Below are 14,867 nucleotides of genomic sequence, written 5' to 3' on the forward strand. Positions count from 1 at the left end.
AAAAATAATATAACAATAAGGTTTTATATGGCTGCATGCGATGTGAAGAAAGTAAATTCAAATATACTTGAATCTATTCGTAATTCATTGGAGCGCAGCTGGCTTTCATTCTATGAACCTGAAATTCAAAAAGAATTAAAAATAAAATTACAAAAAAAATTCCAAGAAACACTAAAGGATAGATTAAAACAAACCGAGGTCAAACAACGGAAGCCTGACGAAGCGCTACTCAAAGCGTATATAGATGAATCGTTTAGCGCTCTTTATCATAATCAGCTTGTTCAAGACTATCAAAATAAATTTGATCGTGAAATTTGGCTAGATGGTGCTAATGTAAGAAAAAGTTTTGAGGATAGGATTGCCGTTCTTGACTTAGATGGGGTATTAGAGCAACTTTATCGAAGACATGCGTGGCTTAAGCAACACGCATCTATAGCTGAATCCTTCCTTGAAGATTTTTTAAGGACTGAATTAATCTCTGGCGTTAAGAAACCATTTTGTTTTTCCACACCTTCTACAACGCCAAATAAATGCTGGACAGGAACCATTAAATGGGCTGATGTAGATCAGGAACGGCTTGAAAAAACCATAGAAGGTTATCCTTTTTCAATTGAGCATCGCAACTTTAGAAGCAACTATACTGCCTATACTATCAATGCTTTCTATAACTTATTAAGTCCAAGTAATAAAACGCAAAAATATTCTTCTCTGTCATCGTACCAGCCCAATCGTATCGATGTAATACATTTTTTAAGTAAAAATGGATTAAGGGTCGAATCTATAGATAATATCGATACGCCAAATTATGCTCCCTTCCATATTAGCGAACTTAAACATTTCCATCCTTCGCAATGGCAGCATTTTCAAATCTTATTTGTCAATATTCGTACGGAAGCGGATCCATTATGGATTCTTTTAAATAAAAAAAACGAGCAATGGGTGGCTTATACGAATGGAAATATTGAAGTACCAGAAGAGGTAGCGGCTATTTTTACAGAACATAAGATTAAAACCCAGTCAATCAATATAGCGCAAAATACCCAGCTCAATGATATTGAAATGTCTGCAGAAGCGGCTTGGTATGCAGTTTTATTTGGTCGAATTTTCCCAGCGTGCCGTGAGCAGATGGATGTAAAAACCTATCGCTATAACACGCCTGTATTTACTTTGTGGGAATGGGTGCAAATACAGTTTAGGCCTTATACCGTTGAAAAAGAAGTTAGAATGGCCTTTTTAAATCGCAAACCATTCACGAGTTTTAGTGTTGATGAATTGATTTGTAGGGATAAAGAAAAAAGCGTTTCTACGCTATTAAGCAAACTTTCTGATTTAGACGATTTGTTGGTAAGCAATATATTAGACAAGTTTGATAAGCATTTATTTGAGCTCGACAATACTAAAAAAACACTAACGCTTAAACAGCATAAGTTCCAAGCAGTCGATCTTATTGGCGCCTTGCAAATTGTCTATCATGCCAAATTAGCGCGGCTAGTTTTTCCTACTATAGTGAGTAATGATGATCGGGTTAAAAAATTGTTTAACTATGATCCGCATTTGAGAGAAATTTCTCCGCTAGGTAATTCGCTGGCTAACTTAAATGCTTGTTATGTCTATCCCTTACAGTGTGCGGCGCGCAATCGATTTTTAGCGGCATTCGCAGCTGATCACCTTCAAGCAGCAGAAGATAGCATAAAAAAACGTACAACCCTTTGGGATGCTACTGGTTTGGAAATGATACGCTTTTTTGAAATGTATGGTGCTACGCTAGATTTGGATTTAATTAATAGAATAACGCCGTTTAATAAAAGTTGGCGCGATACTTTCTGCAGTGAAAATAATAAAGCTACATTAGATCCACATGCGCCAGCATGGGCTTTTCTACAAATGGCTCAAATGGGTAGTGAAGGCTTAGATAAGTTTTTTAAGGCCTTAGAAATTCACTATGCGGCTACTTGGAATGGCATTGAACAAGAACCTGCGCCAAATCTTAGCTGTACTTTTGATTTAGCCGGAAGTTTAAGTGATCAACCGCATGAATATATTGCTTATCTAACAGATAAAATTAGGCAGTTTGATAGACGGTTAGGAAAGGGTTGTAACCCTTTATTTAATAGCTTGTCATTGATTATGCCTGATAGTTTATCACATGAGAATCAACGCGCTGTTAAAGGTCTGATTTCGGGCTTAAATGATCGCCATAAAAAATTTCCGAATGATCTCAGCGAAGTGCTTTTATATAATTTAGATATTGAAGATTTAAATAGTAGAGATTTTCTGCGAGCACTGCAGCAGGAGGCTGTTAAGGGTTTAGCCATTTTAATTCGTATACCCGCTTGGGATAGAGACGCTTATACGGATAAAAACGATTGTGAAGTAAAAGCACTGTATCGTGAAGTTCAAAATAAGATTCTAGATAATCAAAGAAAACTTCGCCAAGCTTCTTTAATAAAAAATACTCAGTCTATTTATATTGCTGCGGACGGGGGATTAAATGCGGAAGTCATTATTGCGGATCAAGATGCTAAAAAAGAACAGCCTTTTGATGGCGACGATATTTTATATCCGCTATCTGCACAAACACCGGGTATTCAGCAACAGTTACAACAAGAAGTAACGCAAGAATTTCAACAGGAACAAGAACAGGAGCAAGAGCAAGAGCAAGAACAAGAGCAGGAGCAAGAAGTTACTCCGTTTCACGGCGATGAAAAAAATCTTATTAGCCGTGGCAATATCGATTTAAAATGCCAGAAAATATGGGACGAATTATCGGCAGATATTAAAAATGCATCGGGTTGGACTAAAACTGATTTAGCGCAGTTGTTTTCGCTGTGGGTGGGTAGTGATAAAAATGCAGCGCAGGTCATTGAGAAAATTCATCCACAGGCGGTGCAAAAAATAATGCAGAATGCGCCGCAGTTTCGCTTGGGTTTTTCCAAAGACAATCTTCCTGCTGGTTTTTATTTAAATTACTCGAGAAATAAAGGATTAATTTTATGTTTTGATGAAAAACGTGAAAAACGAGATCTAAGAGAACGGGCGTCTTTAGCTTTAAAAAAACGTAATCCATTTACGGTACAACTTCATCAAGCCGCAGTAGAAAGTGAATTTAGAGGGGATTTTCGTCAATTTACAAAGATAGTTAATGAGAATTTAACAGATCAGGAGGCTTTAACCGTATGGAAACATCTGGCCTTAGAAGATAAGGATCCACAGCGGGTTGCTAATGCTAGGGCCGTGTTAACTAAAATGCTAACGGACGGTACACTGCGCGATGAAAATATTTCTACTAGCCTACAATATTTTGAGCTCAATAACCCTGCTAAACCTATAACAGCGGGTGATTTTAATGCTTGCCTTACAATATTAAAAAAATGGATCCTAAATAAATATTCATCTTCTAGTGCATTAATTAATGATTTATTTACGCCAGATAGTGCTACAGCATTGACTGAATCAAATCTCAAGGCATTTGGTCAGCTTTTTAATGTTTATGATATAGAAAATCAAAGGCAAGACAATCAAGGGACGCAACATTTCTTATTTCTTGCGAATCAAATCTATAAAAAATTTGGGGCGGATCATTTTGCGGTATGGAAAAAGCGATTTTTAGATAGTTCGCTAAATTGCTCAGAGTTATTGGATAAAGCCGAGATCGATGCTTATGCGCTCAGCATGGTTACTTTAAAAGATAAACCGGATTATCAAGCGCTATGGTGGAAATTAGTCGATGCGCATGGTGCAGCAACCGGTCATATGCATTATGCAGATTTATGGTATGCCTTTCAAAAAGTACTGGGTTTAGCTGAAGAAGCGCAGCTTGCTATCGATAAAGCTGCATTTTTCCGGTGTTTAGCGGGCGATGAAAATTTTCAAGCACAGGTATTCCTTGACAGGCTTTATCGTGTATTAAAAAGAGTAGGTGCTGAAGTAGCAGGGAATATAATACAGCAAAGCATTTTCAATCATATCGATCAGATAGATTGGCGCCATAATGGCTTTTATTATGCGAATCAATATGAGGATTACCCTTACTGGCATGCACAGACAAAATTAAAAGAATTTACGGCCTCTGCTGAGGGTGATGAAAAAAGCTATTGTGCTAAATGGGATAAAAAGATTCCAGCGGGATTAATTGAGTTGCAAGCATTGCGTTATGCGAGTCAACACATCCGGCTTGATTTTAACGACTTTAATCTATTTAAAGACGAGCTTTACGCTGGACTCGCTGCAATTGAAGGTAAGCAAGAATCATTTCTTGTAACACGTTTGTATTTGGCGTGTATTGCTTTAGGCGTTGATCGTGTAGCCGATCATCCTGAAATAGGAAGCCATTTCACTGCTTTGCAAAGTTGTGATGTTGAAATTTTAAATTGGATCAATCAGCAGTTTGTTTTGGATGCTAATTTATTGCGTGGCACACTAAAAATTCGTTTTAGTGATATAGCGCTTTTGGCTAAAACATTATTAGAAAATAACGCTTTACCAGAGTTGAAAAAATTACCGTCTCATGAAGCAATTGATTTTATTAACAACTGTGGACGTGCGATTCAGTGTTACAGAGTTACGGATAAAGCTAATTATAAAGATAAATTTGATCAACTTATTAAGCTTGTATCGCAGAAAAAAGCATTAGAACCATTATTAAACTACTATCCTTGGTTATTGGATGACATCGCCCAAGGAAGAAAACTCTTAACAGCAAAATCCATTGGCTCAAGGAGGCAAGATCAGTTGCAGTTGTTTGAAAAACAATTACAGTCCATTGATTTTTCTACATCGAGTTATTTACCCAGCTATACAGAACTTGAAAATGCTTATCAATCTATTTCAACGGCGACCAGCCCTGTTGCTACAAGAAGAGGCATAATAGAACAATGGCTGAGTCAAGGCTGCACGATTAGCTATCAGGATGCTGATTTTAAATCACTTAAAGAGGAAGAACGTCAGGAAAGTAAGCAATATTTAGAGAAAAGTTTTTTTGAAGGTTTTAAAGCGCAAAATTTATCCTTACTAAATGAATTAACCTCGCATCTGGCAGTTAAATCAGATCTAGATCTTCAAGAACAGATGAAAGACTTAGCGGAATTTTTTATTCGTTTAGATAAAAAAACCCATTACAACGAAGTAGGACAATTAATTGGCTGTTTATTAGAAAAAGTAAAGTTATCTAAACCTGCGCTTTACTATTCAGTGCCGCAATTAATAAGCTGGTTAAACTGTTTAATGGATAAAAACACCCTCTCACAACAGCATTATCCAGTGGATTTACTGAATACGGTGTTGAACGAGTCCATTAAAAATCCTAATTCCAGTCTAGTTAATGCGCGCTTAAATAAACTTAATCAAGCGGCCGATAGAAAGCAACAAAACGCGATTGAACGCGTGGTAAAAAATGAGCTGCCTAGTTTATGTAAGTCCACGTTAATTAAATTAATTTTACAAAACAATGCTTATGTAGGGGAAGCTGAACAGGTTTTATTAAGGCTTCAGGCGGTTAAGGCAAGTACGCGTTGGTTAAATGCCAGCGGTCAGCTGATTGAGGCAATGGCAGCGAAAAAATCATCTTTCGATGTAATACTTGCTAGGGTTACCCAAGCGGCTGAGCAAGTATTTGTTGATTCAGCGGACGCGCGTAATGAAGCTTTAATTTCGTTATGGGAAAAAAGTCAGATTACATTAATTCAATGGGTACAGAAAGGGTTAATAGATACAACGGGCTTAAAATATGCTTTTACAATAAGTGATACGGTAAAACAACCGTACTTACAAATGATTTTAACGCAAGCCGTTACAGAAACAGATTTATCAACAGGTAATAGTGACGTTATAAATCTCAAAGCAGTGCTTACCAGCTTGCCTGTAGCCGAGTTAAAAGCACTTACAGTCTATTATGCAACTCCCCCTTGTCCTTCAGTTAGCTTGCTTAAACGCTTAATTACTGAAAAGGAACTGTATTCGGCAGAAGAAATAATTCATCATTATGAATCCATCGATCAAGCAAGCAACAAAGATGGAAGTTCTAAGCGGCATTACAGTATTACCCCAGCAGATAAAGAAGGTTTAGATCGAATATTGAAAGGCTTAAAGCGTAAAGGACAAACACAGCTGGCGGATAGCGAACAAAAAAAACTGCTTAATCTTTTTTATTACACCAATAGCTATGTTGAAGCGAATCAATTGCATGTACAGCCAATGCAAGTGTTACAAGAAATCCTGCAGGAGAATTTGTTAGCCTTAAAAGGTGCGTTTTCTGAGGAAGAAAAACATCAGCGCTCAGCGCAATTATTGGCCTGTATGCGGGAAGCTTTATTACGTAAATCGGGTAAATGGGCAAATCACACACAAATGCTCGATTTAATTTATGCAGCACTTTATAACGATGAAAGTTTGTTGCATCAAGTGCGCACGGGACAAGGGAAAAGCATAATTACGGTGATGCGCGCTAGCTATTTGGCGTTAACCGGCTTTGTCGTGGATGTATTCAGTGCTAAAGATAGTTTATCGAAACGTGATCATGAAGAGTTTATGCCCGTGTTGGATGCGTTTGGTATTCAAAATGCCTATATTGCCGAAAGTTCCGACGCGAAGACTTATAAAGTAGCTTCTTCTTTAGAGCATGCAGGTATGGTAGGGGCTATCAATTACGCAACTATCGGTAATTTTAGTTTGTTTCAATCCAGACATATCTGGCAAGGCGAGCAGGCCGTTAATCTTTATACCAATAATCGGGTTGCCTTCTTAGATGAGTGTGACCATGTTTTAAAGGATGAGAAAACGCAGTTTAATTATTCAGATAGCCGAGACAGTGATGTGGTTTATAATTTAGATGAATGGGTTTATAGAGCGGCTTATGATTTTTATTTGGAACATAAGGATGCCTTTAAATCTGATCCGCGCATTTCTCGTGAAAGACATCTAAAGCCTTTGTGCCGCTATTTACAAGAATGCCTTAAACAAGCACCTAAACAGTCTACTTTTTTTCAAAAATATATTATTCCGGCCTTGGACAATAATGCCGAAGCGGTTGAAAAACGTGATCAAAAGTTAAAGCAATTGTTGATTGCTGCGCATACCGCGCATGGTTTAGACGAAGGTGTTCATTTCTGTGAAAGGCCTGAGTCAAAATTGCTGACTGGCAATACGGTTATCCATACACGTTTTGCTAAAGTAGTGATTAATAATCAAGTTAGACACGGTTCTACTTATAGTGATTTAGTACAACAATTTTTACATGTACGCTTAAATAAAGAAGCGGCAGCCGCTCGCGAAACACCGAATTATTTTGTTGAGCCCTGTACCGAAATTGCTTTATCGGAAAACGCGTCTTATTTATTAAAAAAATATTACTGTAAATTAGAAGGTTGTACCGGTACGGCAGGGAATAAGGATGATCTAGCGACCTATGAGGCGATTTATGGGATCAAGCATGTCGTCAAACCACCGAGTCACGAGCGAATAAGAACAGAGTTTTTAGCGAGTGAGTTTTGTGAGTCTGAACAGGCGCAGATCGAGTGCTTAGTGGCTAAGATCATGAGTCATCAAGACCAACCGATATTAATTACCTGTGAAGATGATATTGCTGTTAAACGTATTGCTAAAAAAATAAGTGAACAATTGCAAGTAGGACACCCTGGTTATGATCTGAGTACTCTTGTCGTCGATACGAATGATAGTGGTAAAACAGAAAGTCAGATCGTGCCAGATGCTGGAAATAAGGCGGCTGTAACGATTAGTTCACGTTTAGGACGCGGCACCGATATCAAACCAAAATCAGAAAAAGGTCTGATGGTATTACGCACCTATGCAACCAGTTCACGTGTCACCAAGCAGGAATATGGGCGTCAAGGACGTAATGGTGCGCAAGGAACGTGTCAAGATATCTTTGATAATTCGTTCATACAAAAGCAATACACTAAATTTTTTAATTCTCCGGACTATAAAGCAAGACTTGAAGCGATTGAAAAAGAACAGACTGTTCATTTAGATGAAAAGATAGCGAAGCATAATAGTAACAAGTCTGAAAAATTTGCTTGGTTATCTAATGCAGACAGTCGTGAAAACTATATTAAAATGCGCTCTGTGGTGCAATTAAGTGATGAGATTAAGCAACAACAAGAAAAGTTTTTGCGTTGCAAAGAGCTTATCATTGCCTCAATGAGCGGTAATGTTAAGCAGGTATTGCATCAATATATCAATACAGAGGGTTCTTCTCATACAAGATTGATTGATGCTTGGTTAGACGGTAGAAAAAAAATAGAAGCGCTTTGGAATGCACGTCTTACTGGCAAATTAGCTGATAGTGATGCGATCTATAAAGAATTTTTCGACAAAGCGGCGCAGGAGTGGGAAATACTTTCTGCGCGGTATCCCGATCTTGATTACTTTTTATTATTAGACTTTATACCTAATGGTAGTACAGCGCTTAGAATCGATACATTAGCCGATAAAGCAGAAAAACAAGCCAACATAGATTTAAAGTTCTGGCAAAAAAAGCTTGATGAAAATAGTTTATTGCCAGGGGATAAAGAGAAATTACAGATCTTACGTAAAGAGCTGAAAAAAAAGACGCTTGTCTTTCATCCGGATAAAAATGTTGACAATGTTGAAAAGGATCGCTACGCAGACACTTTCAAGCTACTTAATGAGTTAAAGAGATTAGTTGATAACTGTTTAGATACGATTACACCTGCTAGCAAGCCAGTCGAACAAGCGGCTGAGCCAGCCGTTATGGAAGCGCATTTATCAAAAGGCGCTATTGTTCCGTATAGCGGATTGCCAGGGCAAGCTATCGCGCATGAAGCGGATAGAGAAACGGTGATTAATTTTTACCAGCAATGGTTAACAGGTATAGCTAACGACCTTGTTAGAGAAGATGCTGAATTAGTCGAAGCGTTTTATGCGGGTCTAGATAAGTTTTATAGGCAATTATACGCAGCGAGTATAGACTTATCTGATAATACGCCGGCACTTCAGCAAGAAAAACGCCGTATTGAATTATTCACAGGATTAACAGAAATAGTTCAAAACGCTTCGGCCTATCATCTTTCTTGCGACGCGTGGTCAGCGTTAGTTGAAGTATTGAGTAGTGCAGGCGACGAGCATGCAACTAACTATATGAAATCTGCGCAGCGTTTCTTCAGTCAAACATGGTTTGCTAAAAAACCTGCTAGCGAGTTATGTAAAGAAGACATGGCAAAAAATGATGCCTTGCTTAAACTGACTATGGATACCATTAAAACGGCTTATGTTAAAGATGATTCTTTACAGTTTATTGATGACTTTACGCATGCCGTGCATGATAATTTTTGGGATAACTTTAGAAATATAAACTATATTCAACAGATATTTGCTCAAGATCCAAAGGTCACCAAATTATTAATGTGCCATACGAATGCAGCAGATATTGCTTATGTTATTAATCTACTGGCTAAGCTGGATGAGGGATCGGATGCGCGTGTAGAACAGTTATTCATCTATCTTGAGAAAAATGCAGCAGCACTAGGGGAATCACCGCATGTGATTAAACCTTTGTTTGCTATGTATTTAACACCAAACCAAGATGGAGTAAATTATCTGCCTGCGCCTGGTTGTTTGTCTGGCGTATCGGTTGTGGAGCAGGGAAATTTCTGGTATTTCTTAAGTCAGCGTGTAGCAATAAGCCAATATGAGACTGAAGAATTAATTCGATTATTAAACAGCCAGAAAAAAAATCCGGCGTTTTTCGAGCAAAGTTTTAAGCCGTTGGTAAATTTACCGGCACATGTCTCCTTAAGCTATATTAGTAAACAGTTGACATTTGCGTTGGGTAAAAACTCTCTTGAAGATTGTAAAAATAATATAGTAGCGATCAAAGAGGCTGGTGATGCATTAAATAGTTTTCTATCTCAACAAGGCATCATCCAGCCAGAAGTAGAATATGAAATACCCTCAGATCCGGATAAAAAAGCGCTTTATAACGCTTATTTAAACGGTTTTGAAAGTATGTCGCCAATAAAAAATCAGGTTTTCTTTGGATTGCTAACAAAATATTCAAATATTTCACACGCAGTGCACTTAATTTTAGCTGAAAATTTTGCTAATGAAAAAATAAATTGCCCGGCATTGCTGGAAAAAATCTTTGTTTTATTTAAAGATATAGAAAAATTATCTCTAGATGATCAAAGTAGATTACGCGTTGAACTTTTAGAAATTTTAAATGCAGATCCTAATGAAATTGAGCCACAGCTTAACCAGATGTGTACGTTTGTTTCGCTTATCAATAGTGCTAAAGGCGATAGCGATATACTAAGCCCTTTATTCGAGCAGTGGAAAAATTTAAGCCTGGATACGCTAGGGAATTCAATTGTTTTAGAAATTCTGGAGCAAATTGATAGCTATGCCCGAAAATATCCTAGCGCAAAAGAGCTTATGCTGCGTTACGTGAATAGTATGGCTGATCGAAGTGTAGATGAACTTAAATGTGATTTGGAGTTCTTTAAAGTAAGCAATACACTTAAAGGCGAGAAAGTTCCGGAAATTGCTATGGTAACGCTATGTAAAGCGCATTTTGGTGATAGTCCGGCTAGGGTTGATGCGTTACTACATGCTTTTTCGATACTTTGCGAGGCAAATGAATTAGCTAACAAGAAGAATTATGCCGATTATTTCTATGATTTTTCTACGCAGAATCAAAAGAAAAGGCAGCAAATCATGCAGTATTTGCATCATGGGGTGCTTAATTTAGGCGATGCATTTAATAATAACTGTTGGAAATATTATCTACAGCTTATACAGAAACAACTTGGGTCTATTCCAGATAAAATAACCAAGGATCAGCAGGTTCGTTTATCAATTAGGGATGGTTTTCAACGATTAATGCGTGTAACCAGAGAGCTTGCTATTGTGGCGCGATCACCTTTTGCTGTTGCCGCTAATAGCGTTAATCATGCGTCTAATGAAGAATTTTTAATTGAACGTCAACAGTATATAGCGGCACAACGCGCTCGGTATTCCAGTTTTTGGTTTACGAATAAGTTGCGCAAAGAGCAGGCACACAAATTCTTTGAATCACTTGAAAATTTAGACAGTGAGAATTCTTCAGGTTCAATCGATGATGTTTATTTACTTAGTTTTAAACAGATATTGGAAGCACAACGAGATATTTTACAAAGCGATAGCGATGTCTATAAAGATAAAGCAAAAATACATAATAAAAAAGGGTATAGTCGTCTTTATGACATAACGGTGCAGATGTTTTTGAGTATGGCACACGATTGTTTGGTCAATGAGCAGGTAAGTTTGAATACGAAAAATAACTTAAATGATTTATTACAAGATCAATTAGGGTTGCAAATTAAAATACTGCGTGAGCGTTTGTCTGAACAAGCTAAATTAAAAACATTAGCAGAAAAAATACCTGTTGCCGATGAATGGCTTCCCGGCTCAATGGAGTTAAAGGGCTTAAAAGATTTTATTAAGAATCAATATGATAATGTGCCTAAGCATTTACGTTATTTACTTGAGAATATTAATAATCTAACACAGCTAAAGGATGATGCGCCGTCGCAGCGTATATTGCAGAGAGGCCGTGCTTAGTTAGCCAAAGAGCCGATGCATGATAAGGGCAATTGAGAGGAGGCCAAAGCAAGTGCTGCATTGGCCTCTCTTTCGGAATAATGCATTAAATTTGCTCGTATTTGCATTATGTCTAATTGAAGCTACACTTTACTAAAGCTCCGTTGGATTGCGCTTGAAGTTTGATCCTAGAAGGTTGGGGATTGTCTTGAAGCATGGTGTGCAAGCCTACCTCGAGTAGGAAGCCTAAAGTGCATCACATATCGCCATTATAGCTTAGTCGCTTTCAAGTAGATTAAGACACCAACGGAGCTTTTACTTTATCTACGTTGTCCTCACCATTCTCTGCGCGGAGTCAATCCTCTTATCCCAAGCTGATTTTCAATCTCATCTAATTCAGTCGTTAAGCTATCTATGAGTATTTTACTGGCGACACGCTTCCCCAGGTCGATTCTAAGTATTTTGCCAAAAAAGAAACTGCTGCCCCATTTACTGCTATAGTTCGATAGTTCACGCTGGTTATCTAGAATAGATTTTCTGATGGTGGCGATAGCTTGGATTAGTGCGTTTTTACGATAGTATTCGTGTTCAAGATTGGATGCTAACAGCATTGAAATAGGTTTTGTAATTTCAGCAAGTAGTCTGGCTTTCCTCTTTGCGCTGTCATTTCCTTCTTTAACCAAGCGTCGGATTTTATCGCTCATCAGCCTAGATACAGGATCAAGCTGGTGGCGTATTGATTGTATTCTTATTTTTGCTGAGGGACTATCGGCTAGCTGAGTGTAGGGAGTTTTCTGCTGTGCTTCTTCATTCAGCAATTCTTCTTTAAGTTTTGCTATCTTAATTTTAGCGCTGTTTAGCGTTTCCGCATCCTCAGCAGTAAATATGGCATTAGATGGCCCTGCTAATAGACTGGGTTCTTTGCAAGGTTCACTTTCTTTTGATAATGCATCACCCTCTTCTAATGGCGTCTCACCCTCCGTATCCGGTGTAAATACAGGGTTAAAAATGCCTTTTACGCCGCTTGCTAGTTGATTTATATCGTGTGCAAACCTGGATACGGCATAAGCTAATAGGCCCAGTCCACTCGTTGGTATGTTTTTATTGACAACATTAATACGTTTTTCTTCTGGCATGAAAATCTGCTTTTCTTATTGTTAGCGTTAAGTAAGTGAAAAAGCATAGGCGCTCTATAAGTGGCTGTTAATAATCGAGTGATAAGCCTCCATCGACAGCAATAATTTGGCCCGTAATATAGTTTCCATGCTGGATAAGAAAAGTAACGGCATCTGCAATATCATCCGGTGTTCCAGCACGCTTTAGTGCGGTACGGCCAACGATTTTTTCACGTAGCGCCGGATTAAATTCAGTTTCATCCTCGGGCCAAAGTGCAATGCCCGGCGCAACAGCATTCACTCTGACGGAAGGACCTAATTCTTTGGCTAAGCACTTGGTGAGCATCACCAGACCAGCCTTTGCGACACAATAAACCGGATATTTTTTCAGAGGACGTTGGGCTTGGATATCAACTAAATTAATAATACAGCCTTTTTGCGGTTTTAAATAAGGTAGCGCCGCTTGGGATAAAAAAAGTGGCGCTTTTAAATTGCTGCCTAATAAGTCGCTCCAGCTCTTTTCAGTAATTTCACCGAGGGGTGTTGGATAAAAGCTGGAGGCATTATTGATCAGGACATCTAATTGTCCCCATTGTGCAATGACTTTTTTGATTAAATCGGGATAAGCGTCGGTATTTTGTAGTTCAGCTTGTAAGGTAATAGCGGTATCATGCCGTTGTTGATTCAGTTCTTGTGCCAGTGCCTCGGCTTCTGTGGCTGAGCAGCGGTAATGAATGGCAACACGCATGCCTTGGCGATGACAGTGACGGGCAATCGTCGCACCTACGCGTTTCCCAGCACCGGTGATTAGGACAACTTTAGAATCTGTATTAGAATCAGACATATTAATTTTTTACCTATATACGCTTCGCCCTTGAATTTTTTGCTGCGTCATCGCTCAACTCGCAATCCTCATGTATGTTGTAGGAACGAAGGTTGCTTATTTTCGCGGCGCCTTGCCAAAAATCCAATTGCTGTGAGTATACCAGTAGAATGATGGCGACAAAAACACTCGCTGATTTGCCACATCTTAGTTCCACGCATCAAGCGCAAAGTGAAGCGCTGCGCCAATTGATCATTAATGCGATTCAGCAGGATGAAACCCAGTCAATTAGTTTTGCGCGCTTTATGGCGTTAGCGCTGTATGAGCCGAATTTTGGCTATTATACCGCGAGTTTAAATAAATTGGGTGAACAGGGTGATTTTGTCACCGCACCGGAAATTTCGCCGTTATTTGCACAATGCCTAGGGCGACAATGTCAGGAAGTTTTTGGGCAGTGGGGTGGTGGTGATATTTTAGAGATTGGTGCAGGAACCGGTAAAATGGCCCAGGATCTCTTATTGTTTTTAGAAAGGAAGGGCGCTTTACCAGTACGATATAAAATTTTAGAAATTAGTCCGGATCTAAAACAGCGCCAACAAGATAGGCTCAAAGCGCAAATTCCACATTTATTCCCGTTGATTGAATGGTTAGACGATTGGCCTGATAAGCCGTTGTCAGGGGTTATTATTGCGAATGAAGTCGTGGATGCCTTACCCGTGCATAAATTTTTATGGGAAGAGAATAGCATTCAAGAAATGCGTGTGACGCATGTAGAAAATAACTTTACTTGGCATTGCGCACCGCTAGCCTCACCGCCGCTTGAAAACCGCTTAGCGCAGCTGAAATTAAATTATTTTAATGAAACGCTTCGCTATGAATCTGAAGTTTGTTTGGGTTTGTATGATTGGATGAATAAGCTGAGCGCGGTTTTACAGCAAGGTTTGATATTGATTATTGATTATGGGTTCCCGGCGCATGAGTACTATCACCCAGACCGCTGTTTAGGTACATCGATGTGTTACTACCAGCATCGTGGTCATAGCAATCCTTTTGTTTTAGTGGGTCTACAAGACCTGACCGCCTCGGTTGATTTTAGTTTACTGGCCCGTTATGCCATAGAGGCGGGGTTGGATTTAGCCGGGTTTACATCTCAGGCGGCCTTTTTGATTAATAGTGGTTTGTTACAATGCATGGAAGAATGTTATAATGCGATTGCAGCTGTGGATATCAATCGACAGGTGCAATATTTAACTTCGCCGAATGAAATGGGCGAGCTAATTAAGGTAATAGGGCTGACTCGTGGATATCAATCAACACTACAGGGGTTTCTGCAGTATGATAAGCGGGCTCGTTTGTAGGTTTAGTTTGGTGCATAA

The 14,867-nt window shown here is 38.8% G+C and carries 4 protein-coding genes and 1 other RNA gene; 3 read left to right on the plus strand and 2 right to left on the minus strand.

The features are described 5' to 3' along the window. The first annotated feature begins 27 nt into the window (after positions 1-27). On the plus strand, positions 28-11,574 hold the full coding sequence (locus tag KX723_RS04395) for a hypothetical protein (RefSeq protein WP_218814843.1): 11,547 nt from the start codon (positions 28-30) through the stop codon (positions 11,572-11,574). A gap of 134 nt (positions 11,575-11,708) precedes the next feature. Continuing rightward, a non-coding RNA gene (ssrS, locus tag KX723_RS09840) (6S RNA) lies at positions 11,709-11,870 on the plus strand. An 18-nt stretch (positions 11,871-11,888) separates the two neighbouring features. Here ssrS and KX723_RS04400 read toward each other — a convergent pair. Both KX723_RS04400 and KX723_RS04405 read right to left on the minus strand, forming a co-directional pair. Continuing rightward, positions 11,889-12,689 carry a hypothetical protein gene (locus tag KX723_RS04400; RefSeq protein ID WP_218814844.1) on the minus strand — a complete coding sequence of 267 codons (801 nt, stop codon included), beginning with the start codon at positions 12,687-12,689 and terminating at the stop codon, positions 11,889-11,891. 67 nt (positions 12,690-12,756) lie between these two features. Beyond that, positions 12,757-13,512, minus strand: coding sequence for a pteridine reductase (locus KX723_RS04405; RefSeq protein WP_218814845.1), 756 nt, complete (start codon positions 13,510-13,512; stop codon positions 12,757-12,759). A gap of 149 nt (positions 13,513-13,661) precedes the next feature. Here KX723_RS04405 and KX723_RS04410 point away from each other — a divergent pair, with 149 nt between their 5' ends. Further along, a complete protein-coding gene (locus tag KX723_RS04410) occupies positions 13,662-14,849 on the plus strand; it encodes a class I SAM-dependent methyltransferase (protein WP_218814846.1) in 1,188 nt (395 codons plus the stop codon). Positions 14,850-14,867: the final 18 nt, after the last annotated feature.

Source organism: Rickettsiella endosymbiont of Dermanyssus gallinae (assembly GCF_019285595.1).
In the GTDB taxonomy this organism is placed as follows: domain Bacteria; phylum Pseudomonadota; class Gammaproteobacteria; order Diplorickettsiales; family Diplorickettsiaceae; genus Rickettsiella_B.

Coding starts and splice junctions, on each gene's coding strand:
- KX723_RS04400 (WP_218814844.1), bottom strand. CDS start 12,689: ATGCCAGAAGAAAAACGTATTAATGTTGTCAATAAAAACATACCAACG.
- KX723_RS04410 (WP_218814846.1), top strand. CDS start 13,662: ATGATGGCGACAAAAACACTCGCTGATTTGCCACATCTTAGTTCCACG.
- KX723_RS04405 (WP_218814845.1), bottom strand. CDS start 13,512: ATGTCTGATTCTAATACAGATTCTAAAGTTGTCCTAATCACCGGTGCT.
- KX723_RS04395 (WP_218814843.1), top strand. CDS start 28: ATGGCTGCATGCGATGTGAAGAAAGTAAATTCAAATATACTTGAATCT.